General features: G+C 35.7%; 27 protein-coding genes. 2 read left to right on the forward strand and 25 right to left on the reverse strand.

Annotated elements, in window-relative coordinates; genetic code table 11:
* Window positions 1-5 precede the first annotated feature (5 nt).
* From ACONDI_RS11630 to ACONDI_RS11640, 3 genes are all read right to left on the reverse strand, one after another.
* Window positions 6-716 (reverse strand): ParB N-terminal domain-containing protein, encoded by a 711-nt coding sequence (locus ACONDI_RS11630; RefSeq protein ID WP_241078715.1) that lies wholly within the window; start codon window positions 714-716, stop codon window positions 6-8.
* 147 nt (window positions 717-863) lie between these two features.
* A complete protein-coding gene (locus ACONDI_RS11635) occupies window positions 864-1622 on the reverse strand; it encodes a class I SAM-dependent methyltransferase (protein WP_241078716.1) in 759 nt (252 codons plus the stop codon).
* A gap of 163 nt (window positions 1623-1785) precedes the next feature.
* Window positions 1786-3231 (reverse strand): oligosaccharide flippase family protein, encoded by a 1446-nt coding sequence (locus tag ACONDI_RS11640; RefSeq protein ID WP_241078717.1) that lies wholly within the window; start codon window positions 3229-3231, stop codon window positions 1786-1788.
* Between the two features lie 625 nt (window positions 3232-3856).
* On the opposite strand from ACONDI_RS11640, the gene ACONDI_RS11645 reads away from it, so the two are divergent.
* Both ACONDI_RS11645 and ACONDI_RS11650 read left to right on the forward strand, forming a co-directional pair.
* Entirely contained in the window at window positions 3857-4225 is a 369-nt protein-coding gene (locus ACONDI_RS11645; RefSeq protein ID WP_241078718.1) for a hypothetical protein, read from the forward strand.
* A 284-nt stretch (window positions 4226-4509) separates the two neighbouring features.
* Window positions 4510-5046 (forward strand): hypothetical protein, encoded by a 537-nt coding sequence (locus ACONDI_RS11650; RefSeq protein ID WP_241078719.1) that lies wholly within the window; start codon window positions 4510-4512, stop codon window positions 5044-5046.
* Between the two features lie 52 nt (window positions 5047-5098).
* Here ACONDI_RS11650 and ACONDI_RS11655 read toward each other — a convergent pair whose 3' ends face one another.
* The 22 genes from ACONDI_RS11655 to ACONDI_RS11760 all read right to left on the reverse strand — a co-directional run bounded on the left by ACONDI_RS11655 (window position 5099) and on the right by ACONDI_RS11760 (window position 24092).
* Window positions 5099-5530 carry a type II toxin-antitoxin system VapC family toxin gene (locus ACONDI_RS11655; RefSeq protein ID WP_241078720.1) on the reverse strand — a complete coding sequence of 144 codons (432 nt, stop codon included), beginning with the start codon at window positions 5528-5530 and terminating at the stop codon, window positions 5099-5101.
* Window positions 5527-5799, reverse strand: coding sequence for a type II toxin-antitoxin system Phd/YefM family antitoxin (locus tag ACONDI_RS11660; protein ID WP_241078721.1), 273 nt, complete (start codon window positions 5797-5799; stop codon window positions 5527-5529). Before ACONDI_RS11660 ends, ACONDI_RS11655 begins: the two co-directional genes overlap by 4 nt.
* A gap of 768 nt (window positions 5800-6567) precedes the next feature.
* Window positions 6568-6816, reverse strand: a complete 249-nt coding sequence (locus ACONDI_RS11665) for a hypothetical protein (RefSeq protein ID WP_241078722.1) — start codon at window positions 6814-6816, stop codon at window positions 6568-6570.
* Window positions 6816-8501, reverse strand: a complete 1686-nt coding sequence (locus ACONDI_RS11670; protein ID WP_241078723.1) for an HD domain-containing protein — start codon at window positions 8499-8501, stop codon at window positions 6816-6818. Before ACONDI_RS11670 ends, ACONDI_RS11665 begins: the two co-directional genes overlap by 1 nt.
* Before the next feature lie 186 nt (window positions 8502-8687).
* Window positions 8688-9236: a hypothetical protein gene (locus ACONDI_RS11675; RefSeq protein ID WP_241078724.1), complete on the reverse strand. Its 549-nt coding sequence runs from the start codon at window positions 9234-9236 to the stop codon at window positions 8688-8690.
* An 810-nt stretch (window positions 9237-10046) separates the two neighbouring features.
* Window positions 10047-10217, reverse strand: coding sequence for a hypothetical protein (locus tag ACONDI_RS11680; protein ID WP_241078725.1), 171 nt, complete (start codon window positions 10215-10217; stop codon window positions 10047-10049).
* Window position 10218: 1 nt separating this feature from the next.
* A complete protein-coding gene (locus ACONDI_RS11685; protein ID WP_241078726.1) occupies window positions 10219-10608 on the reverse strand; it encodes a hypothetical protein in 390 nt (129 codons plus the stop codon).
* Window positions 10609-10875: 267 nt separating this feature from the next.
* A complete protein-coding gene (locus ACONDI_RS11690) occupies window positions 10876-12306 on the reverse strand; it encodes an IS200/IS605 family accessory protein TnpB-related protein (RefSeq protein ID WP_241078727.1) in 1431 nt (476 codons plus the stop codon).
* A gap of 133 nt (window positions 12307-12439) precedes the next feature.
* The gene (gene galU, locus ACONDI_RS11695) at window positions 12440-13315 is read right to left on the reverse strand and encodes a UTP--glucose-1-phosphate uridylyltransferase GalU (protein WP_241078728.1); all 876 of its coding nucleotides are present in this window, start codon (window positions 13313-13315) and stop codon (window positions 12440-12442) included.
* Between the two features lie 13 nt (window positions 13316-13328).
* On the reverse strand, window positions 13329-14306 hold the full coding sequence (locus ACONDI_RS11700; RefSeq protein WP_241078729.1) for a GDP-mannose 4,6-dehydratase: 978 nt from the start codon (window positions 14304-14306) through the stop codon (window positions 13329-13331).
* Window positions 14307-14447: 141 nt separating this feature from the next.
* Entirely contained in the window at window positions 14448-14807 is a 360-nt protein-coding gene (locus tag ACONDI_RS11705) for a helix-turn-helix domain-containing protein (RefSeq protein ID WP_277397772.1), read from the reverse strand.
* A 183-nt stretch (window positions 14808-14990) separates the two neighbouring features.
* Window positions 14991-16403 (reverse strand): UDP-glucose dehydrogenase family protein, encoded by a 1413-nt coding sequence (locus tag ACONDI_RS11710; protein WP_241078731.1) that lies wholly within the window; start codon window positions 16401-16403, stop codon window positions 14991-14993.
* A 99-nt stretch (window positions 16404-16502) separates the two neighbouring features.
* On the reverse strand, window positions 16503-17297 hold the full coding sequence (locus ACONDI_RS11715) for a transposase (RefSeq protein WP_241078732.1): 795 nt from the start codon (window positions 17295-17297) through the stop codon (window positions 16503-16505).
* A 154-nt stretch (window positions 17298-17451) separates the two neighbouring features.
* Window positions 17452-18915 carry a phosphohexomutase domain-containing protein gene (locus tag ACONDI_RS11720; protein ID WP_241078733.1) on the reverse strand — a complete coding sequence of 488 codons (1464 nt, stop codon included), beginning with the start codon at window positions 18913-18915 and terminating at the stop codon, window positions 17452-17454.
* Window positions 18916-18950: 35 nt separating this feature from the next.
* The gene (locus ACONDI_RS11725; RefSeq protein WP_241078734.1) at window positions 18951-20300 is read right to left on the reverse strand and encodes a glucose-6-phosphate isomerase; all 1350 of its coding nucleotides are present in this window, start codon (window positions 20298-20300) and stop codon (window positions 18951-18953) included.
* Entirely contained in the window at window positions 20281-20547 is a 267-nt protein-coding gene (locus ACONDI_RS11730; RefSeq protein WP_241080983.1) for a hypothetical protein, read from the reverse strand. Before ACONDI_RS11730 ends, ACONDI_RS11725 begins: the two co-directional genes overlap by 20 nt.
* Complete coding sequence (locus tag ACONDI_RS11735; RefSeq protein WP_241078735.1) at window positions 20508-20954, reverse strand: copper amine oxidase N-terminal domain-containing protein; 447 nt, start codon at window positions 20952-20954, stop codon at window positions 20508-20510. The genes ACONDI_RS11730 and ACONDI_RS11735 overlap by 40 nt, the downstream gene beginning before the upstream one ends.
* Window positions 20923-21303 carry a hypothetical protein gene (locus ACONDI_RS11740; protein ID WP_241078736.1) on the reverse strand — a complete coding sequence of 127 codons (381 nt, stop codon included), beginning with the start codon at window positions 21301-21303 and terminating at the stop codon, window positions 20923-20925. Before ACONDI_RS11740 ends, ACONDI_RS11735 begins: the two co-directional genes overlap by 32 nt.
* 34 nt (window positions 21304-21337) lie before the next feature.
* Complete coding sequence (locus tag ACONDI_RS11745; protein ID WP_241078737.1) at window positions 21338-21658, reverse strand: hypothetical protein; 321 nt, start codon at window positions 21656-21658, stop codon at window positions 21338-21340.
* Window positions 21628-22479 (reverse strand): hypothetical protein, encoded by an 852-nt coding sequence (locus tag ACONDI_RS11750; protein WP_241078738.1) that lies wholly within the window; start codon window positions 22477-22479, stop codon window positions 21628-21630. Before ACONDI_RS11750 ends, ACONDI_RS11745 begins: the two co-directional genes overlap by 31 nt.
* A 713-nt stretch (window positions 22480-23192) precedes the next feature.
* On the reverse strand, window positions 23193-23477 hold the full coding sequence (locus tag ACONDI_RS11755; protein ID WP_241078739.1) for an RpnC/YadD family protein: 285 nt from the start codon (window positions 23475-23477) through the stop codon (window positions 23193-23195).
* A gap of 15 nt (window positions 23478-23492) precedes the next feature.
* Entirely contained in the window at window positions 23493-24092 is a 600-nt protein-coding gene (locus ACONDI_RS11760; protein WP_241078740.1) for an RpnC/YadD family protein, read from the reverse strand.
* Between the last annotated feature and the right edge of the window lie 34 nt (window positions 24093-24126).

The following is a 24126-nucleotide window of genomic DNA, read 5'->3' on the forward strand; positions in this document are numbered from 1 at the left end:
TTTGTCTAACTATACTTACTTTCAATCTCATTTTTAATACCTTCATTTATTGCAGACACTATATCTTTTTCGTAGTGATACAAGCAATATAAAGCCCAATTATAATGAATTGCTTTAATATAAACAGGTATTTTTTTAATGTTAAGTAACTTAACTATTGCTAAACGGTGATGTCCTTCTCCGTGCTTTTTTTGGAGTTCTCCGTTTCTATCTATAAATACAGTTATTTCGTTTTCTTTTTTGTTTCCTAATTCCTCTTGACTCTTATAGCCGTATTTTTTTATATTATTATAAGTTTTTATCAATTCATTATAATAATTAGCTAATTGCGCAAGGTTCTCGCAACCTTTGGTTTTTTCTAAAGAAATTAAATTCTGTTCTATATTTTTTTTCATCATTTTATATTCATCGCACTCCCAATATGAATACCCATAAATGAACAATTGCTTTATACTCTTACAGTTAACATCTGCATTTAGATAATCATCTATTAACAATCTTGAACTTATATCCCATCCTCCGTTAATTATAAATTTCCTTTTTTTGCTATTGCAATTTTCAAGAGAAGGTCGTCCACCCCATTTAATTTTATCCACATCGACATATATTACTTGATGAACTAAACCTTCTGCTTCATCAGGAAATAATTTGATTTGTTTCTCTGAACTAAAATTTAATATATTATACAACTTATTAAGTTGAAATGTTTTATACACAAAATGATAAACGCTCTTTAGATAATTTTTTAATGACTTATAACTTCTCGTAAATTGTTCCAAAAAAACCAGTATAATATAATAACTTTTTAGTTAATAACTTTAGCATATACTGTTCTCCCTCTTATTCATATCAATTATCCTCGTTTATTTAGGCTCTCCTATAAAAAGTAATCTTTCAGCGTCTTTATTTATTGATGAAGATTTCCCAAGCACCCTTATGTTCTTTAATCCTCCTTGCTGCAAAAAACTCCTTATATATTCTTCTTGACCTTCAGGCATTTCAGGCATTTTATAGGACCATTCTTTTTCCTTTTCCTCAGAAGTACCCATTTCAAATATGACAGCTTTTCCAGCTTTCATAGAAATAGAACTTATAAACTTTTGGGCAGCCTCTACGCCATCTTTGTAAATAATATGATGTACTACAGATAAACATAAAATTACATCAAAGTTAGGTAGTTTCAAAATATCTGGTGGCGTCATCCAAGACTTCATTGCAGCAACCCCGGAATTTCCATCATAAAGCCTTGAGACCTCACCAGGTACTAAGCGTTTATCGTCTATTTCTATCCCTAAAGCAAAATAACCATTACTTGCTATCTGCTTTAATAACCAACCTTCCGCACATCCAATATCTAAAACATTATAAGCATTATGAACTTTTAGTGCATCTATTATTAACTCCAAGCGATTTTCGCATTCTCGCTTACTACCACTAAAAGTTTGTCCTTCAATTTCGAGAGGCTGGTAAGGTAATACTAAGTTTTTATACTTAAAAAATAATTTTTTATGTGCTTTTTTAGTAGATTTATATTGAATACTTTTTAAAATCTTTTTCATTTTTTTTCTTATAAAATTTATGAGTCTAATTTGCTTAATATATCTAATAAATTTAATAGTCAAAACTATTTCTCTCCTATCTTAAGGTTATGGAATTATCATAGAATCTACTATGATAAAGTGTGATATGTTTTTATCTCTTCGGTTCCTATTTATCAGGTTGCTCCCTATGCCCAAATAATGTTTTTATGTTTAGGTGACACTATATTTCAAAATCTAATAAATTTTATAATACCTTTCTTAAATCCCAATAAATTTTCTTAGTCATGTTCCAGCAAATCAAAATATAAGTACTAGCACCAGCACCAACTACAACTAACAACATTGCTATCTCGTTATACATTAAGTTAATCAGCATCAATTGTAAGCCAACTACAACAACAGCCATTGTAGCGACAGCCAAAAAAGGCCATTTAGCTATCAAAAGTATGTCTTTTATACTACGCTCAATAGATTTCATAGCATATAATTGTTTAATGTTTGCAGTTACAATTCCTTTTATTGCTCTTATAGTAATTACAAAAGCTACACCATATTGGGCAAATATAAATAAAGCTGCTATATATAACACATTTGAAAAAGAATCTATTTGAAAATTTAATTTTGATTTCCCAAGGGAATATATCAAATTACTAGCAGTGCCCGTTGACAAAATAGTAAGAGCAGAAACAACTGAAAACACCTGTATAAATATCACTCCGCCCTGCCAGTCTTCTCCAAATATTAAAGGAACAAACAAGTTAGCTGTTAATGCTACCCCTATAAAAACCGGAAAAGAAAAGAAAGCAAGTAGTTGTGTAATCTTTTCATAAATCTGAAACAACTCATCTTTTTTTTCAAGCTTTGAAAAATAAGAATATAGAACTTTGCCAAACGACCTTTTAATAAGCTTCTTTAGTTTTTCAACCATGTTCTTACTAAAGTAATAAAAGCCTAAAATTTCGGGAGCTAAAAAGTAACCGATTAAAATTTCATCTAAATGTTTTGTAACTGAATTAATAGCTGTTTTGCCAAATACAAATTTGCCAAAATCATAGTAATGCCTTAAACTTTCTATACTAGCACTCTTTATCAATTTATAACCTGTTAATTTATAATTGTATATCATAAAAGTAGTAGAGTTTACAAATGCCCTTAAAATATTAGCATATATTACTGAAATAACTCCATATCCCAAATATAATAGAACTCCTAATAGTATAAAAGAACCTATTTGATTAAATAGCCGCACCTTAACTAACTGTTTAAATTTCATCTCCCTTTCAAGGGTTGATCTAAATACCAGCGTAGGTGCCTTCAAAATTAACAAGATTGACGCAAGGTGAAGATAGCCAGCTAAACCAGGAAGTTCAAGGAATCCAGACACAAAAGGCGCAATTAGATTTAGTATCCCAAAAAGTAGCAAGCCTGCCACTATATTGAGTAAAAAAACAGAGGTTATCTCCTCGTTGTTAACTTCATCTTTTTGAATGATTGCTTTACTAAACCCAAAATCCTCAAACCGTTGGGAGGTATTAATTACTATATTGATAATAGCTATATAGGCAAATTCGTAAGGAGATAAAAAAATAGCTTTTAATATATGATTTAATGATTCTATCCCCGCAGAAATTCCTGTTTCTAGAGTTGTCCATTTAACCCCAGTAATAAACTTTTTTTTACTCTTTTCCAATTCAGTACTCCTCCATAAAAGAAAACACTCTTTTAAATAACAACACAACTACATTTGATTCTTAAAATCTATGTTTATTTACCTTTTGTCAGATCACGGCTTTTTTATATTTAGTATTATAGGCGCAATATCCCCTGTTACTAATTAACTATTATAGTTTAAATCCATCTACATACCAACCCCTCTATAGACAAATCTACTAGAATAACGTTAGCTTTTAAAACAAATTCTAACACCAAGTTTTACTGTTCTACAAGCCCTTTTACAAATTCTACAATATGCGCTCATTCCCTGCTTGAAAAAAATTCTTTTTTATCAAAATAAATAGAGGAATTTGACATCTTTTGAAGAATTGTTCTTCTTGTTTGTATAAGAAAATTTTGGCTAGGATTTTAAGACGATTGGAGGTGACAAGATGACTGATACATGAATAACAGGTAGAGAACTAAAAGAAGTATTAAAGAAGACTAAGCACGATATAGCTGCACTTATACCATACTACACCGAAGATAATAAAAACTACAGCAGGATATTATACAATGATAACAGCACCATATATGTCAAATCTGCAATGTATTCTCTTATAAGGCGGGTAGTAAAGGCCTTTGGTCAGGATTATAGTACTATGAACCAGATGTACGGAGAATCTTTAAAACAACAGCTCGTTCCCCTTCCCCTTACCACTTCTTTGATGTTAGTCCCTCTCAAAATGAGAAAGTCAAACAAAAAGCAGGACGGGGCTTATGGGTATGTTAATTTTTACGGGATAAGCGAAGTAGACCGAGAAAAATTCAAAGAAAAAGAAGCATTCATCAAGCTAAATGATACTTACACGCAAAAGCTATACCAGGAATACGGTAGTTCAGTAGATAGGATAAAGGAGTGTATACATGCAGCTCAGGTTTTTCGGCTTAATACAAATATTACAGAAATGATTTATGAGGAGAGTAGGGAGGCTAAGCATTTTTCTAATATTAAATTTAATGATAAGTAAGTGGACAAAAGCAGGCGAAAAGGTGCCTGCTTTTTTTATTATAAAAATATTTAAGATTTAATAAAAACTGGGACTTTGTCAAAGTAAGACTCTTTTACTTAGGTAAAATCGCTGCTAATTTGCCTAAAATACTGGGTTCTTGCAGGATAGTACCCCGTAAAGTGCTTGCGATTTGTAATAAAATAGTGCCGACTTTGGCGAAGTCTTGAATATTTCTGTCGATATTTTACAGTTATAATTTGAAATGTCTTACAAAATAAAATATGGAAAGTGAGCGATAAAACATGAAAATGGGTAAGTTCTATCAAAAAGGTAACGACATTATTAATCACGACAACAAGGGCAAGATCTCAGCTATTATCCCCATCTACGGGGAAGATGGACGTAACTGCAGTAGGATAATCTTTGAGGATGGTACAGAACTGATCAGAAACACTTCTGTAAAGGCATCAATAGGGCTTTTGTTTAGACTTCATGGCCTAGACCTAAAGACTCTACAAAGATATTACGGGGAGTTCTTTGAAAGTATACATATCCCCCTGCCTATTACCTACAAAACCATTATGATTCCCTTGAGGCTTAGAGAGCCCCTTGGAAAACACGACGGTGCTATAGGCTATATAAATTATTATCATATAGATGACCTAGAAGTTATTGAACCTGAAGATATCTTAGGTAAAGAAGAAGTCTATATAACCCTAAACTGCGAGAAGAAAATAAAGGTCCATCAGATACCTAAGACCACAAGGACAAAGATAAACCAGTCAAAGTTAGTTGCTATTCTTTTCTCTAAGAATTTTAGGGATGATTGTATGGGGTAGGGGTTTGGTAGGAGCAGGAAGCAGGGTACCGGTTCTCCTGCTTCCTGCTCTTTTAGATATAATCAGGGATCACATCCATATTATCTTTAAAAGCCTCCCGTAGTCTTTTATCCCAACACGCAGAAACAACTTTTTCGTTAGTTTGTCTAAGCAAAAAATTTGCACTAGCCAGATGAATAGCATCAAAGCCGCGCAGAGGATATTTTTCAACTAATTTACCGGTTGCTTTAATAATTTTATCGCTTACCTCTACAGCTAAATAATCTTTGAAGTCCATTTCAAAAGCATTAACTACAGATAAATAATCCTTCTGATCATAATAATTCTCCCGCTTAAGTCTCATAAAAGCTGCTCTTGTTTCGGCATAAGCAATCTTTGAAGTTGCAACAATATCCGATTTTTCGACTTCAGCATATATTATATCTGTACCTTTTTCATTAACATAGAGTTTAATTAATGCACTGGTATCTAAGTACAAAATCATCTTCTGTCCTCCGATACTATATCCGATGCTTTACTAATATTTTTGCTTTTTAATTTAACGGGAGTTTTCATCCCTTTGGGTTTATCTCCTTGCCAGGTAGCCATGCCAGTTTTTTGTAACTCTACTATTTCTTTTGGGACTTGCTCCTCATACGGTACTATCCTGGCAATAGGGATGCCATGTTCTGTGATGACTATGGTTTCACCTTGTTTGACTTGTTTTAAATATTTGCTTAGTTTATTTTTGGCTTCTCTTACTCCTATATCCAAAACAATACCTCCAATAAATCAATTTGTAGCTATATTGTACTGTTTTTGTGTCTACAATGCAAGGAGTGATAACAGTTTTTACAGAATTTGTGCCAGAAAGCCCATCCTTACTAGTGGCTTTAGCCGTGGGATGAATGGCACTTGCATAGCAAAATATGATATAATATAAATAGTCAAGTACAAGACTTAAAAACACTACAACTGAATATATGCGGTTGTTGAGAGTAGCCATTCTCGGGCGTAAAATATTCAATGCCAGACGTTAGTCAGTCGTCAATAAACAGACTGTGATAGATGGTAAAAGTCTATCAGCCCATACTGCTATATGCACTGGTATGGGAAGGGTACTGGCATACCCTTAGCTTGGGAGCTGTCCAAAGCAGAAATGGATTGAGGACGGTAAGCTACCCAAGAATCCCACGCATTTATGCGTGTGGAGCGTCAATTTCTTATCAGGGAATACATAAAATAAAAAAAGGTAATCGCGCTCACCTGAACGAGACTACCTGCTATAGTAGTTTTTCGCACTCACCTGAGTGAGAATAGCTACCTCTGTTTCTGCTTATAGTCTACCCCATTTAATAGCTATAGGCTATATAACTAGACTAATTGCTATTCTTTTCTCTAAGAATTTTAGGGATGATTGTATGGGGTAATACAGGGGAGCCCTCTCGTGGCTCCCCATTTTTGATAATTCTACTACTTTGAGCATTCATCTCAAAGTATCTTTGTATTATTAGATGAGCAACGGTTAGCTTAACAGTTTCCTTATACGGTTTCCTCTTTTAACATAAAATCAGCTTCTTGTTTTCCTCTTTCCGTTGCAAAGTATTTATCTTTATGTCGCTCAATTCTACCTGTGATAATATTAGTTTCCAATAGATCCTCGATGTTGTTCACAAAGATGAACATACCTTCTTTTCCTAACTCTTTTAGGAGTTCTTTATATGTTAACCCTTCTTCGTTTTCACTTAGCACTTTTAAAATTTTAAATATCTCTTTTTTATTCTTTGTCATTAGCTCTCACTCCCTTTTTCTTTATTCTTTTTATAGATATATTTGTCTTTAACACTTTCACAAATATCATTGTAAATTTCTTTGATTTTTTCACTTTGTTCTTTTAGATTATCTCCTATTAAAAACATGTGAAACATTCGCTCTTCATTTTTAACAACTTTCAAACTATCTATATAAGGCGAAATTTCATTTGCTGGAATGAGCTGTGTATTACCATCGTTATCATCAATCACTATCTTTAACTCTGTTTCATCTTTAGTCTCCCATTTAAGTAATTTTGGTAAAATCTTTTTGTAAAGAAAAACTACATCCGAGTGCTTATCATTAATTTCTGTCAATATTAAGTCTATATCGTCTTGGATAATCTCAGAACATCTATTTTTAAAATCAGTAAAATTAGCATCCTCTTTTGCTTCTTTATTAACTTTTGTGTAAATATCTTTAAAAAACTTGTAGTACATGTCATACCTTTTAAAGATAGAATAAATATTCTCCGTTTTTCTTAATATAAAAGTCTCTATCAATAAAAATAAGTTGTTAATTATTTTTATATCTTTATTATGTAAATCTTCTTTTTGTGAAAAAATTGTTTTTATTAGATTATTAAACCAACCCTCATCACAGTAAAAATAATCTTCATATCCTTCGTTTGAAGTGTTCTCATAATCATTAATCTTACTCCAAAGGTTATCAAAACCATTTTCCATTAATATTAGACGTATCTTCTCGTATTCCTCTTTTTGATTATTAAAATATATTTGGATTAAAATCTCTGTTATTTTTCCAACTATTTGATCCATTCTTACTTTACCATGATGGTAAATCAAATACTTATGTGTTAGGTATCGCTGATGAAAAAAAGATTCAATACTGGATAAAGCTTGTCCTTTCGGCAAAATCCTATAGATGTCTTCTTCGGTGCGAGCTATAGTGAAGTTATTTAAAAGTCTTTCTATATCAAATTTTCCTAATTCTAGCCCAGAAGAATAGGGGTCTCTCAAGGTATAATCTAACCTGTCCGCATCCACCTCACCTGAAGCAATTTCATACAATGTATGTATTATGTTTTCTTCATCTTCTGCTACATCACCCTGGTTTATGATTTTCTTAGCTAATAACCTGCTAAAATATTGAAATTCTGTCAGTTTGCTTTCTGGAAGTATTTCATCAATTATTTTAAGACTAATGTATTCGTGCAGTTTTCCTTCATCTAATAAGTTTGCAGCACCAAAATGATTAATCATTTCAGTGCAGTTCTCAAATATCTGTTTTTCAGGTCCTTTAATATCGTCTTTTGTATCAAACAATTCTCTCAAATAATTACTTACTGCACTTTCTACTGTATGACTATATGGAAAATGTCCAACATCATGTAATAAACAGGCAAGCCTTACACTTTGAAATAGCAATCCTCTAGTAAAATCGAAAACAAATTTAGATTCAGGATCATCTAATTTATCACGTAAAGCTACTTTGCCTGGGTGCCTTAAATTAAAACCATATTTTTTAAAAGTTTGATCTTCTGCTTCAAAAAATTCTTCTGCCACATCAACATATCTAGCAGAGTTTAACTCACTGACTAAATATTTTTTTAAAAACTCAAAAGCATCTCGAATGAAACTTTTGACTGCAGGATCAGAAAAATCTTGAGTAGCATTTAGAAAAATATCTCCACCTATCTTCATGACACCTAGTGAATGTAGAAATCTACAGTGTTTATTTGAAGGATAGGTATGATAAGCAGTTCCATTTTATTATAAAAATCCCTCTAATTTTGTCGAAACTCTGTATTTTTGCTAGTTTTTATGGCGGGTGTATTTGGATGAGTTTTTGATACCTATCACACAGGGGCTGTCCCTCTGTGTCGTCCTTTAAACCTGCTCTCTAATCCATATACTGCTTTTATCATTAGTATCATGCATAACAAAATCAAATTCTCCTAAAAATGGACCACTAAGCTCATCATCACCTTCATAGTCCACAATATACGTAATTGCTGAAGCCGAATGTCCTAATATTGATATCAAGTTTTCCATTGCTGTTTTTTTAAGCATTTCATATTTAGGTTCTATTTTAAAGTCGTCAATGTATAGTATCCCTGATTTTAAAGCATACTCTTCTTTTATAGGACCATTTTTATCTACTAAAAATGATACTGCCCATAAAGAATCTCCGTCAATTTCATCCGCTAAATCTAAAATATCTAAAGGGGTATCATCTAAAACATTATAATATGGAAAGAAGTAGCACCTAAAGCTACCGATTTCAAAGGTTTCAATCTCATCAGTTACCTCATCTTCTCTCATTACAGGTTTTTCAGCAACAAACTTGCCGATGTGAGTTATTGCTTTTAAATCTGTTAAGTTTGAGCGGGTCTCAAGGTCAATATAAATAAGGTCAATAATTTCTTCTAAGCTCATAATTCTGCCTCCTTATAAAGAAACACAACTTTTCCCGTGTAATAATACAAATTTAATTCAGCAGCAATTTCATTACAGAATTGTTCCGTAAAGTCATCCGCCGGGAGCATCTGGCAAAGGTCAAAGGCTGCACTTCTGCCAACAAAAATATGGGCTAGTTCATGAACCAGGGTAAACATTCTTGCCGCTTTAACATCTCTTTTACTTACAAGCTAAGTTCATAAGCCTAGGTAAATTCTAAGTTGATTTAACCTATATTTTTATTATAACAGTTTATTTATTTAATTCCCATATTAACCAAGCTAACCATCACCCTCATAGTCCAGTTTAAAAAAGCAGGTAGTCACGCTAACTTGAACGGGACCACCTGCCATATGTTCTAGCACTCGCCTCAATTAAAATACCTATCTTAAATTCAACAATAGCCGAGATCGCCTATCTTAATTATTGATAGACGATCTCTCCGCTCCTTCTGCCTAATTGGCAGATGAGCATTGATGTTTCTTTTTTTCCCTTTTTATAGCTTTTTCTTGCAAAATTGTCAACTTTATCCTCCGTTTTTTACCTAAATAATTGTACTCTTATGAATATTATACCATCAATTAGTAAAAATATAAAACATATATTAGCTTTGCAAACTAAGTCAGTAAGGTTATTAATAACTCTTATAAAATTATAGTGAATGTTACTCAAGCTGCTAGTGAAACATTCGAAAATACTAAAAAATATACTGTCCAAACTAAAACAAAACTCGCCCATAAGAAAACTTATAGGCGAGCTCATAAGTCATTATACCGGGAGATTAGATTTCTAACTCTCCTGCTCAGAAACCTCTTCTTTGGTTAGGCCAGTTATTTCTATTATCTCATTTATTTTATAACCTTTTTCCAACATTTGTTTAGCTATCTCTTTTTTTCCTTCTTCTCTACCTTTTTCTTTACCACGTTTCTCCCATGATGTAACTAACTTTTCTTTTTTCAAGTTAATTAACCTCTTTTCTAATCTTCTCAACTTCTTCTTTAGTTAGGCCAGTATGTTTTATTATTTTCGCTATATCTTCCCCATCAGCTAACATGCTCTTAGCTATCTCTTTTTTTCCTTCTTCTCTACCTTCTTCTCTGCCTTCTTCTCTACCGCGTTTCTCCCAAGATGTTACTAATTTTTCCAACTTGCTCACCTCCCCTGGTGGAAGTTCTTCTGATAGTTCTTCTTTAATCTTTTCTTCTTCTTCAGGTTCTAAACCAATATATGCATCCATGAAAGTGACTAGAATTTCCATTCTTGCTTCATCAATCTCTAGCTTAAGCATCATTCGCAAGAATTCTTTTTTGACCTGTTTCTTTTCCTCTTCGGTGTAATCCATTTTACTCATTAGTGCTGCCACTACAGGGTTTTCTCTTCTTAGGTATTCTTTCCAGTGAACTACTCACGACTAAAGTCGCGAGCTTCTAGCCGCCCCCAAACTGTTCAGGATGCGCCAGCATACAAATCGCAACCTAGCAGAAGGGGAATACTATACGGGTATCCTATATCCCGGGTATGCCGCCAGTTAAAGATATAAGAGTTCCCATATAGCCAACTATAGCGGGTTCACAGAAGCCGCATAGTACATATACAGCATATAGCTATATACGTTACCTCATATTGCTATGAAGTTTTGGTTTCTAAGTTTGGCCTTGCGCTCTTTGACATCTTTTTTATTTATTCTTGGAAAAACCCTATAGAATTTACGATGAAGATTCATGCTTCCGTTAAAATCAGCGTTTAAAATCTTTCCATCTTCAAAGATAATCAGGCTACAGCCATTACCTGTAAGCGAAAACCTTTCGCCTACTTGTTTATCTTTATAATGAATCTGTGAAGTCATAAAAGCGCTTCTTTCTGTGACATAGATCTTTTCATGGTAAGCTTTGTACCTTGTGTATTTGATGATTTTTCCGTGTAGCCAGTAGTTACGTTTTAGATTCATTTTCTTTGCTTTGGATGCGCCTTTTTTCTGCTTGAAGCTTTTTAAGTGTTCGAAGATGACAACTTCAACGCCGTACTCTTTTGCCAGCTCAACGATTCTTGCGCTAACTTTATGAGCTGTGTCTTTATTCAAGTTTGAAGTATAGTCCCAAAGCTTTTTATTGGACTTCTCGCTTTTTACAGGCTTACCGCTTAGTCTTTGCTTTTTCGTGATCTTTTGAAGTGCCTGGTATCTTAGGCAATTTACCTTTTTACCGGATATGAACTCTGTTTTAAGTAGCTTATAGCTCTGTTTGATAGTTATTACAGCTAAATGACTTATTCCCAAATCTATCGCCATTGTAATAAGCTCTGGTTTATCTTTTAGGTAAGTCTTTAGCTTTTTCATGTTGATTTTCTTTTTAAACGGGAAGCATAAATACCACTCGCCTTTTTTGAAAGACAGAGATGGCGAACACATTTTGTAGTAAGGGTTTGTCCCAAACGTGTCTTTTATAATCTCTTTAATTTCCTGTTTAGAGTAGCCATTAGCTTTAAGTTTACTTCTAAGCTCTTTCTTTTGAGCTTCGATTTCCTGGTGCTTAAAGTGGTCTTTGTGCATCCTGTTAAACTGTTCTGTTAGCTTAGTTGGATAATTAACCATACTCCACTTATTGCCGTCAAACACTCTAAGTTTTATAAACTGGTTCTGAATATCTTCGAACTCCAGGCTAAAGTCATTATTGTAAAAAGTAGGACTCATGTTTGGCTTTGGAAGCCTGGGAGCATTTTTGTTTTTGTTTTTGAGCCAGTTATTGTAGTTTGACCTGTAGCTGTTCATTTTGCCTATGGCGTGGTTAATGATGCTTCTCTTTAGTACAGAAGGCGGTACATTGTGTTTTTCATTTAGCGGAATTTCGGGCTCCGGGTTATCCCTTGTTCTTATGGTAAGCCGCTCCAACTCTCTCATCGGAAACTTGTAATCTAATATTTCCATGTTGTCGGCAATAACGTCTATATAGAATGACAGCAATTTGTTGATCTCGTCTTTAGTTTTTTGCAGGTTTTCGAGCTTTCCCATATTTGGATCTATTATTTTTAGCTTGATAGTTTTAGTAGCCACGAACTCCTCACCCTTTAACATTTAATCTTGAAGCATTCTTTCATATTGGAGAGTCAGTATGATAGGCTCTAACTCATGACTAAAGTCACAAGTATGTGAGCCGTTTGTAATCAAAATTGGCGGGTTTTGAATATTAACTGTTCAAAAGGTTTTCTAAGTACTTTTTAAAATCCTCACTGATATCTTCTCTATGAAGAGCAAACTCCACAGTAGTCTTAAGATACCCAAGTAAATCCCCTGCATCATATCTAATGCCTTCAAATTCATAAGCCACTACTGACTCTTTTTTGGCAAGGTCATTAAGGGCATCAGTAAGCTGTATCTCCCCTCCGCTTCCTGGCTTTGTCTTCTCTAGCAGTTCAAATACTCTAGGGCTTATAACATACCTACCCATAATAGCCAGGTTAGAAGGAGCTTCTTCTAGGGGAGGTTTTTCTACAAGTTCATCTACTTGAGAGGCTTTATCTGTTTCTTTACCGGTCTTTTTCACTATTCCATATCTACTTACTTCTTCGTCAGGTACTTGTTTAACCCCTATTACACTTGCTTTATCTTTTTCATAAATATCTATCATCTGCTTAAGACAAGGGGCTCCGTCTCTATTAACTACTATATCATCACCAAGCATAACCCCAAAGGGTTCATCCCCTACAAACTTCTTGGCATAAAGGATAGCATGGCCAAGACCAAGGGGCTCTTTTTGTCTTATATAATGTATGTTTATGTCACTTGTTTTTTGAACTTTCTCTAAGAGGTCGTGTTTTTCTTTTTTCAAAAGGGTATCTTCTAGTTCATAAGCCTTATCAAAATGATTCTCTATAGCTTCTTTGCCCCGGCTTGTTATTATTAGGATGTCTTCTATACCTGACTCTATGGCTTCTTCTACTATGTACTGGATAGTTGGTTTGTCTAGTATGGGAAGCATCTCTTTTGGTACAGCTTTGGTTGCAGGCAAAAACCTTGTTCCAAGGCCTGCTGCCGGGATCACTGCTTTTTTCACCTTATTCATAACTACGTCCTCCTTATAATGTGATCCATTCTGCAAATACCTTTAGCCCCTCTTCTAAAGAAGTAGAAGGACTATAACCAAGCTTCTCCTTTGACCTTGATATATCTGCATAAGTAATAGGAACATCCCCTGGTTGGTCAGGTGCCCATTCTATATTTGCTTCTTTGCCTAATACTTTCTCTATAGACCTTACAAGTTCTATCAGCTTAACCGGGGTGGAATTTCCCAGGTTGAAGTTCTCAAATAGGTGTTCGCTTTTTTGCTCCACTATTTCATAATTAACAGCTTTCAGAATACCATCTACTATATCATCCACGTAGGTATAATCCCTTGCGCTGTAACCATCACCAAAGAGAGTTATCTTCTCGTCATTAAGTATCCTCTCGGTGAACTTACGTATAGCAAGGTCCGGTCTTTGCCTTGGGCCAAAGACGGTAAAGAATCTTAGAGACACTGTGGGTATCTCATATAAGTCTGCGTATGTCTGACATAGGGTTTCTCCTGATATCTTGGTTGCAGCGTATGGTGATGCCGGGTTTAAAAGGGCATCGTCTTCACTAAAGGGTACTTTTTTGTTCTTACCGTATACTGAACTTGATGAGCCAAAGATAAATTTGTCTATCTTGTATTTTCTTGCCCCTTCTAGGAGGTTAAGAGTTCCTTCTATATTGGTAGACTGGTAGAGATAGGGCTTATTAAGTGAAGGTCTTACCCCTGCCCGTGCTGCCAGATGGATTATCACCTCCGGAGCATAGGTATCTATCACCTCATCTACAAGCTCTTTGTCCCTTATATCTCCTCTAACCAGATTAAAGTTATCATAGGATAGATGAGCTTTTATGTTGTCTTCTTTTAATCTAGCTGGATAAAAGTGATTAAAGTCATCTAAGGTTATTACTTCTTTACCTGCCTGAAGGAGTTTGTCTACAAGGTGACTACCTATAAAACCTGCTCCTCCTGTTACTAAGTATCTATTGTAGGTTAAGTCCATTTGATTTCCAACTCCTATATTTTTATTTCCATCAAAGTAAAGAATTCAACAGATAAAGAGTTCAACAGAAGATCGCCTAATCCTGCCGGAAGGGATAATAAAAACAGGTGGCCTCACCCACTTGTAAGTAAACCACCTGTGTTAGTTGATTGCTTCGATATCTTTACGGTCAAATTTCCATTCCCCATCTTTTTTAACCGGTTCTAACTTTCCTTCTTTTATCATCAGGGAAATGGTCTCACAATTTTCTATTAACAAGTCTACTACATCCTCTATGTTTAACACTTTAGGACGCGTATTTGCTTCCTTTGTAGATAAGCATTTTGATAAGTTTTGTAAAAGCGACATCTCTTGTTTATTATATATTTTTTCATTGCAGTTAGGACAAATATACGGCTCTAAGCCTTTTATTCTTAGCTCATATTCGCCCCAACCAGTTTTTATATCTACAGCTTCTTTTTTCATTTTTTTATCACATAAATAACAATTAATACCGGGCATTACTGTTCACCAACCCATTTTGATTATTTCTACATCATTTACAAAATTTAGCAAGGCAAAAGATAAAAAAATAGGGAAAATTAAAAGAGGACCGGACGCATCCAATCCCCTTAGGTGGTAGTCCGCAGACAGCCACCGCATTTCCTTATTAGTATTATACAGTAATCCATAAAGTTATTCAAGCTACCTTCCAACCCCTCTATAGACAAAGCCTTTTGATTCTAGCTCTTCTTTGTCATATATGTTTCTACCATCAATGACTATCTTTTCTTTCATCTTTTCATTTGCTTCAGTGAAGTCTAGCTCTTTGAACTCTGGCCAGTCGGTTATAAGCATAAGAGCATGGGCATCATCAAGGACAGAGTACTCGCATCTTGCATAATCTACTTCCATATCAGGATACTCTTCTTTGAAGTTATCCATGGCTTTTGGGTCATAAACTTTGACAAAGGCTCCAAGCTCAAGGAGTTTGTCTATTATATCTAGGGCCGGGCTATCACGGAGGTCATCAGTTCCCGGTTTGAAGGATAGCCCTAGTATGGCTATGGTCTTACCCCTAAGTATATTAAGCTCTTCTCTTAGCTTCTCTATCAGAAGCATACGCTGGGCGTAATTAGTTTTGCGGGCCTGCTTGATAAGGCCTAGTTCTTCACCGTATTCACCTGCCATGTAGAGTAAAGCTCTAGTATCCTTACCGAAGCAACTTCCACCCCAGCCTACACCCGCTCCAAGAAAGCTTGCACTTATACGGCTGTCTGAGCCAATTCCTTTGGCTACCTGATCTATGTCAGCACCTAGCTTCTCAGCAAGGTTAGCTATCTCGTTGATGAAGCTTATCTTCATGGGTAAGAAGGCATTAGCTGCGTATTTAATAAGCTCTGCACTTCTTGGGTCAGTCTTAATAAAAGCAGGGTTTGGGTAGTTTTCAGGTCTTTTGACAGCTTCAGGTTCTTTGAAGTTCTGGTCTATTAAAGGCTTATAGAGTGTCTCCAGGGTGTCTTCTGCTTCCTTGTAGTCAGTACCTATTACAATTCTATCTGGATAGAGGGTATCTAGGATTGCTACTCCTTCCCTGAGAAACTCTGGTACTGATGCTGTATAGAAAGTAGCTTCAGTGTTTCTTTCTTTAAGTGATCTTTCTATAACTGCTTTTACCCTTTCCTGGGTGCCTACAGGTACTGTGGATTTATTTACCACAACAGGTCCTCTAGTGTCAGCTGTGGATTGACTATTTGCAGATTGTCCTTTCTCCTCAAGGTGCTTTCCTATCTCTCTAGCTACTGCTTCTACTCCTGAGGTATCTGCATCCCCGTTATCTTTTGTGGGGGTACCTACACAGATGAAGATAACATCTGACGAATTAACATAATCTTTTAGTGAAGTGCTAAACTTCAAGTTATCATAGGCATCATGTAATAACTCCTCTAGACCGTGCTCGTAGATTGTAGGGGTCTTTTCTTTTAGCTTGGAGATGACAGCAGGGTTAGTATCAACGCAGGTTACTTTGTGACCTAGATAGGCAAGGGACACCCCTGTTGTAAGACCTACATAGCCTGTCCCAACTATAGTTATATTTAAAGATTTATTTTCTGGCATTTAAAGCACCTTCCTTTTCATTTTTTTGAAGCAGCGGGACGGTTCTCCTGCTTCCCTTGCTTTTTCTGCTTTTCATTGCTTGCCGTTACTTATTTGATTTCATTCCTTTTTTGCTTTGAAGATCATACTCGGTGATATTTCTAGTATACGAGCTGCTTGCCTCTGAGTAACACCATCAAGTTCTTTTATCTTCAACAAAACCTTATCACGTTTTCTTTTTGCTAAGCCTTGAACTTCTTTAATATCCAATCCTAAAGATGAAATAACTTTATTAATTTCTTCTCTCGCTTTTTCATCGGTTAATCTGACTCCATTCATATCATCCAAGCAAGTATCAGTATTTTGAGCTTCATTAAATTCTTTAAACAATTCTATTGCTTCTTTTCTGTTCTTAGAAAAAGTCCCCAAGACAATATCAACATCTAGTAACTCGTGAAGGTGTATATTTTTTTTATAATATCCTCTACAACTACTCCACTTCCAGTTAACAGGTTTTTTTACCATGCCCGCTTTTACTGGATTTTGATGGATATAACGTATTACTGTTAATAAGTAGGCTTCATTCTCAACGGGTTCACTTCTAAATCTATCCTGAAACAGATGACCAATATTATAATACTTATGGTTGTAATACCTTACATAGCTCACCGCTGTTCGTTTAATTATCTCCGCAAGATTCATTTCCCCTTCTTGTAGTAGCAAGTGGAGATGATTACTCATTAGACACCAGCCAAGAACCTTATATGAATTATTGTTATTGTTTTTTGATTTCTTTAAAGTACCAAGATAGCGAATACGGTCTTCGTCGTCATGAAATATCTCTTTACGATTCGTGCCTCTAAGTATGACATGATAAATCCTGGATTTACTTTTTTTCCTGGCCTGACGAGGCATTTTTCGTCATCCCCTGTCAATATTTTCTTTTTAGCACTATAAGCTTACCACAAATAGCTAAAATAAACCAGAAAAAAATAAGGGGAGTAGAGCGGGAAAGTAGGAAGGCGAGCGAAGCGGGAGAACCGTCCCGCTGCTTCCAAGTCTATTCCTGCTAGATACCAAGCAGTTCTCTGGCCGAGTCAAGGATCTCCTGCAGGTTCTTCTCACTATCACTTTCCCCATAGATTCTAACAAGGTCCTCTGTACCCGATGGGCGCATAAGACACCAGGAGCCATCAGATAAATATAGTTTTAGACCTTTTTGTCTATTTATCTTCTCAACCCCTCTATAGGCCAGGTTGTTTGGTTTTAGTTCTTCTAAGAGGGTTAGGATTTTTTCTTTTTGATCTCTTGTGAGAGATAGGTCTATTCTTTTACTAATGAAGGTACCGTATTTTTCTTCTGTTTTTTTTAGAAGACCCTCTAGGTCTGTTTCTTTTTCTTCTAGGATTTCAGTGATAAATAGGGCTGCTGCTATTCCGTCTTTTTCTGGGTATTTTGGGTCTACACCAAGACCACCACTTTCTTCTGCTCCCATGATGGCATTCTGGGTTAGCATGGCATGGGTAAGGTATTTGAAGCCTACTGGTGTTTCTACAATAGATAGGCCTTTCTCCCCTGCTACCTTGTCTATGGCGTGGGTAGTAGCTATTGTCCTTGATAAGGATAGGTTGGATATTTTGGCTTCATTTTCTTGACCATGTTCATAATCATGCTTAGCTCTATCAATCCACTTGTCAGTTGTATAATCTGCAACTGAGCCAAATATCTGATTGGGGCTAATGTAGTCTCCTGTGGACGATACCACTCCGAATCTATCAGCATCCCCGTCAAGAGCAAGGCCAAGGTCTGCTTTTTGGTCTATGACAGCTTGTTTTAGGTATTCTAGGTTATCATCCATTGGTTCTGGCAATTTGCCACAGAAGTCCGGGGACGGTTCTTCTGCTACGGTATGTACCTCGTGGCCTCTCTCTTCTAAGAGTAAAGCCAGATAACCACACCCAGCCCCGTGCATGGAGTCTACTACTATTTTTAGCTTTTTGGGTGGGGCTTGATCTTGGTGCTTAGATGATGCATTATTTTTATCTCTTAGATGGTCCTTGTAGAGATTTTCAAAAGAAGTTATTTTTAAAAGGTCAGCTTTTTCTTTGTATGTTGATGGCTTATCTGGGATAAGCTCTTCTATTTCCCGGGTAATGTAGTCGTATGCAGGCCCACCGTAATGGGGGAAAAACTTAAACCCATTATATTCTGGTGGGTTATGGCTTGCTGTTATCATAACTGCTCCTGCTAAGTCTTTTTCTTTAATCACGTGAGACAGGGCAGGAGTTGGTAGATAGCTATCATTTAAGTAGACAGGGATATCATATATGGTAAAGGTTTTGGCAGCAATTTCGGCGAATTCATCAGAGTGTTTTCTTGTATCATAGCCTATGGCTATGCCTTTTTTCTCATCTATATCTGATTTTATAAGATGTCTTGCTACTCCTTCTGTGGCTCTTTTTACGTTTTGGGTGGTGAAGTCTTTTGATATTTTATCTCTCCAGCCATCTGTGCCAAATTTTATTTTACTCATGTTATACTGCCTCCTTCAAATATGATGTTGTTATATTAATCAAACATAGACTCCTTTTGGTCGTCGTTAGAGTTAGAAGAAGAGGAAGCAGGAGAACCGGTCCCAAGGCTTTCTCTTATGTTTTGCTTGTATTTTTCCACCCCTGGTTGGACAAAGGGGTTAACTCCTAGTAGATAAGCGCTCATAGCACAGGCTTTCATGAAAAAGTAGGTTAGCATGCCGAAGTAATACGGGCTTTTCTCTGGTACGTCTATCTTGATATTTGGTACATCTCCCATGCTGTGGGCTTTTATGGTTCCTTCACAGGCTATCTCGTTTAGGTCTGATATCTCCCAGCCAGAATAATTCTTATCTCCTTTTAGAGTGTTAAGCCTATTGTCAGGCCTATTAACCCATATTGTAGTGGAGAAGAAATCCCTTCTTCCCTCCTGGACGTACTGGCCAAGGGAGTGAAGATCTCTTGTATATGATGCCCCAACGGGGAAGATTCCTTTCTTTTGTTTGCCTTCGCTTTCACCATACAGCTGTTTCCACCATTCACCGAGCAGCTCTAGAGATGGGTCATAGCTTGCTAGCAGCTCGATGGTTTTTCCTTTTTTGTAGAAGATATTTCTTAGGGCTGCATATCTATAGCAGGGGTTTTCTTCTATATCTTTTTCGCTGTAGATGGTTTCTGCGTCTTTGGCCCCTTCTAGGACTTTTTCTGTATCGATCCCCATAATCTCAAAAGGAAATAACGCTACCGGGGTATGGACTGTGTATCTACCGGGCATTCCTTCGGGGATTACAAGGGTGTCATAACCCTCTTTTAGGGCAAGCTTGTAGAGGGGCCCTTTTTGACTAGAGGTGGTGACTATTATTCTGTTCTTTGCTTCTTTTTTGCCGTATTTTTTCTCTAAATGGTCTTTAAATATATCAAAAACTATATTTGGTTCTAGGGTTGTACCTGATTTTGACACTACGTTTATATAGAGGTTTTTGTCTTTTAGCAGCTCATAGAGTTCTTTTATGTAATCAGAGCTAAGACTGCTCCCGGCAAAAAACACCTGAGGACCATTTCTTTCTTCTCTTGGTAGTTGATTGTGAAAAGAACTGCACAGGAAGTTAAACCCTGCTCTACTGCTAAGATAAGAACCTCCAACACCAATTACCAAGAAAACATCGGCATTTTCTTTTACCCTTTTGGCGATCTCTTTTAAGTCCTTGTGGCCTTTGCTGTTTAAGAACTCAGATGGCCAACCGATCCAGCGGGTTTCTTCTTTTCCTGGACCTTTTTGCTCGTGAAGGATATGGTGTACTGATTTTATATTTTCTCTAAAAAAGAACAACTCGTCCTCACAGACAAACTGTTCAGGGTATTTTAGTTCAAGGGTTATTTTGGACATATTTATAACCACCTTCGCTTTTTGTCCTCTTCAATTCATCACAATATCCGGCTTCAGTATTAGATGAGATACTTATTGATGAGATACTATTATAGTAGATTCTATGTGTTTTTGTTTTTTCCTGCAAAAGTAAAACCTCCTGCAAAAAACTGTAAGCAGGAGGTTTTACTTTAGTATTAGGAAACAGCGGAACCGGTCTACTGCTTCCTACATCTCTACAGTTATCTCCTCTTCGTCTTCGTCCCATTCTACATCTGCACCAAAGGCTTCTGCGAAGAATCTAAAGGGTATCATGGTTCTATCAGAGTCTTCATCTATATATGGCTCACTATCTAACTCATGGGGTTCATCATCAATATAGGCTGTTATTTCGTCTATAAATAACATTACTTCTGTTCCTTCGTATTCTGCTTCTACTGCTCTTTTGTCACTGTCCCATTCTACGTCAACACCAAGTAGTTCGCCGATTATTCTAAATGGCAGATAGGTACGGTTATCTTCTTCTCTTATTACAGGGGCTGCGTCTATCATCATATCATCACCATCGACGTATGCTACCTGGCTTCCTATGCTTACTACTATCTCTGTATCTTCATCATCTTCAAAGTTTAAGGTAATATCTTTACTTATACCCACATCTGTGTAGATGGTCACAGATGTTTGTGGCACTTGACGGATCAAGATCTAGTTCTATTCTTTCTACGTCATCTCTAGAGGTAACTGTAAATTCTACCTCATCGATTTCACCTTCATCACTAGGACCTCTGTATGCTGTAACTTCTACATCACCAGTGGCATTTGTTACAACGTTAAATTCTACATCTCCGTTAGATGGATAGGCTCCAATAACCCATTCTTCATCGCCTTCTTCGCCATCTAAAACTCTACCATAATCTTCGTCAATGTCAACTACAGATGCATCTCCATCGAAGTGAAGCTCAAATACTACAGCTCCGTGGTCGTCATAATTAACTCTTGTTCCATCAGTTGTACGGAAACGCATTTCAAACTCGTTATCATCGCCAAGTTCTACTTCATCATCGTAGTCTCTTTCTTATACTGCTTGCAGATGCACTATAGCGAGCACTTTCAAAGTCAACTACTTCTACTGAACCTCCATCACTATCATCTTCACTTGTAACATAGTAGTCAAAAGTATCTCCAATATCCTGATCTCTGTCAATATCAACTTCAAATGTTACTTGAGTTTTTTCGCCACCCTCAAGGGTTACTTCTTCTGTTTGATCAGCATCCCCATCATCATCATCCTGGTCCCAATAGAATTCTATATCCTGTGTCGCTTCATTTGTGCCTTCATTTGCTACATCTACAACTGCCTCGAAAGTGCTTCCTTGCATGACTGTATCTGATGTTTCATCTCATTGATATCAACTTGGAAGTCAACTTCTTCAGGTGCTACTGTTGATAGTTCTACATCATTACTTGAAATATCTGCACCTACAAAAGCAGCACTTTCTGCATTAAAAGATTCAGTAGTTTCTTCTGTTATTCTCCCTTGGAATGAAATTACTAAAGTGTTGTCATCAATTACCTCAAAATCGATATCACCAGAGCCATCGTCTAGCCCAAAACTGTCTGCTATGTTAGTTAAATCAGGGTTGTAATTCGATTCGTCTCTCGCTCCACTTGCAAATTCGTCGTTATTAACTGTCAATTCTATTGAAGGATCCCATGTGCCATAGGTAAATTCACTATCATCAATTTCTATTCCAAATACATTTACTATTTCTGTTTCAGAGTGACTAAAGCGACCTATATGAGTATCAAACTCTACTGTCACGGTAAGCTCATGTTCGCCAGCTATATTTTCCTCTGCATCTTGATCATCATTTAACCAAAAGTCGTCTGGATCATAAGTTCCACCTGAAATTGAAGCATAATCAAAACTGTAAACTTCTCCAACAATGTCTGACTCTATTGTTACTTCCACATCATCTTTATCAAAGCTATCATACGAACCACCTGTAACTGAGTTTTCATATGCAATATTACTTACACTTAAGTCATCAATTTCTTCTTCAGTATGGTAGTAGTCATCTACATTAATGTCAAATTCTTCGCTAGCAACTTCCTGTCCCATCGCTACCCCACTAAATAGGGTAAATACCATAGCTAGTGCGATTAAAAGTGAAATAGATTTTCTCGTTGTTTTTTTCATGTAATCTTTTCCCTCCTTCAAATTGTCTTACTAAACTACTTAAATAAATTACGTTCTTACTAATACTTTCTTTTGTTTGTCAACAAACAAAAGCCTTTTTCAAGGTATAAACTTCAATTGGTCGACCAAAACTAATTGGTGTAAGATACCTTTTTCCTTAGTAACTCTGGTTGGAAAGTGTTCTTGACCCCTGCTCTTTTTACCACCCCCTAAAGAGACTTATTATAATTAAGCTTTTTTGTCTATGTGAAAAAAGCTTATAAACTAATCCAGGTGGTGACTTACAATTCGCAAGGAGGGAAAGTCACATGAGTAACCTTTATTTTTCTGAAATGGATTATAAATAAAAAAACCCCTATAAATAGGGAGCGAAGAAACTACATTTAATTCCACTTGCCATTTTTTTATCTAGATTAAATCAGATTATTTCCATTTAATTTTTTTCACTCTAAATATATCAAAGCACTATTTATTCTATTTACTTTGAATATATCAACTATTAATAAAGCTTCTTTTTATTAATCACTATAAATTTACAGTACATTTGTTCTATCTATTTTAATTTAAAGCAGCTATTTTTTAAGCTACTAAAAACTTACTTCTTTTTTCAGAGCTAGTTAATGAATCGGTTACACTTAACTAGACAAATAAACAAATAAAAACCCCGGCCAATATGATGCCGGGACCAGAACTTCTTATTTTTTTACGCTTTTTTATTTTTTTAATTTTTCTATTACGTTTAACAACTCTTTTTCTGTTTCAAGGTTAATCAGTTTGACTACTATTTCCTCTAGCTTCTCTTTTTGAGATATGCCTTTGATTTTTTCCTCAGTAGAGTCTTTAATAGAACCAAATTTTTGTTTAGCCTGGTTTATAATTACTGTTTTTAAAGCATTTAATTCTCCTTCTGCTTTGCCTTCTGCTTTGCCTTTCTCTATGCCTTCTTTTCTGCCTTCTTCTCTACCTTTTCTTTCCCACGAAGTCATTAATTTTTCCAACTTCTTCACCCCTGCTTATTCTGTTTCTAAAATCTTTATCAGCTCTTTTTCTGAGTCTAACTTTATAATCTTATTTACTACTTCCTCCAGTTTTTCCTTTTGAGATATATTATTGATTTTTTCCTCTGTAGAGCCTTCAATAGAGCCAAATTTTTGATTAGCCAGATTTATGATTACTGTCTTTAGAGCATTTACTTCGCCTTCTGCTTTGCCTTCTGCTTTGCCTTCTTCCCTACCTTTTCTTTCCCACGAAGTCATTAATTTTTCCAACTTCTCCACCTCCTTTTCAGGGAGTTCTTCTTCAAGGTCTTCAATAACCGCCTCTTCTTCTTCGGGTGGTAGCTTTAAATAATTATCCATAAAAGTTGTTAATATTTCAGCTTTTGCTTCGTCTAGCTCTAGTTTTAGGAGCATCCTAAAGAACTCTTTCTTTACCTGTTTTCTTTCTTCTTTATTATAATCCATTTTGCAAAGAAGTGCAGCTACAGCAGGGTTTTCCTTCTTTAAATATTCTCTCCAATTCTTGCGTTTTAAATGAAGCTGTAAAAAATTAAAATCTACTACGTTATGAAAGGGGAAGTCTATACTATAATTATCTTTCGTCTTATTTTTCATTTCAATCTTATTTTATCATAGAAGAATTAAGTGT

Origin of the sequence: Natranaerofaba carboxydovora (assembly GCF_022539405.1) — a bacterium.
GTDB classification, from domain to species: Bacteria; Bacillota; Natranaerobiia; order Natranaerobiales; family Natranaerofabaceae; genus Natranaerofaba; species Natranaerofaba carboxydovora.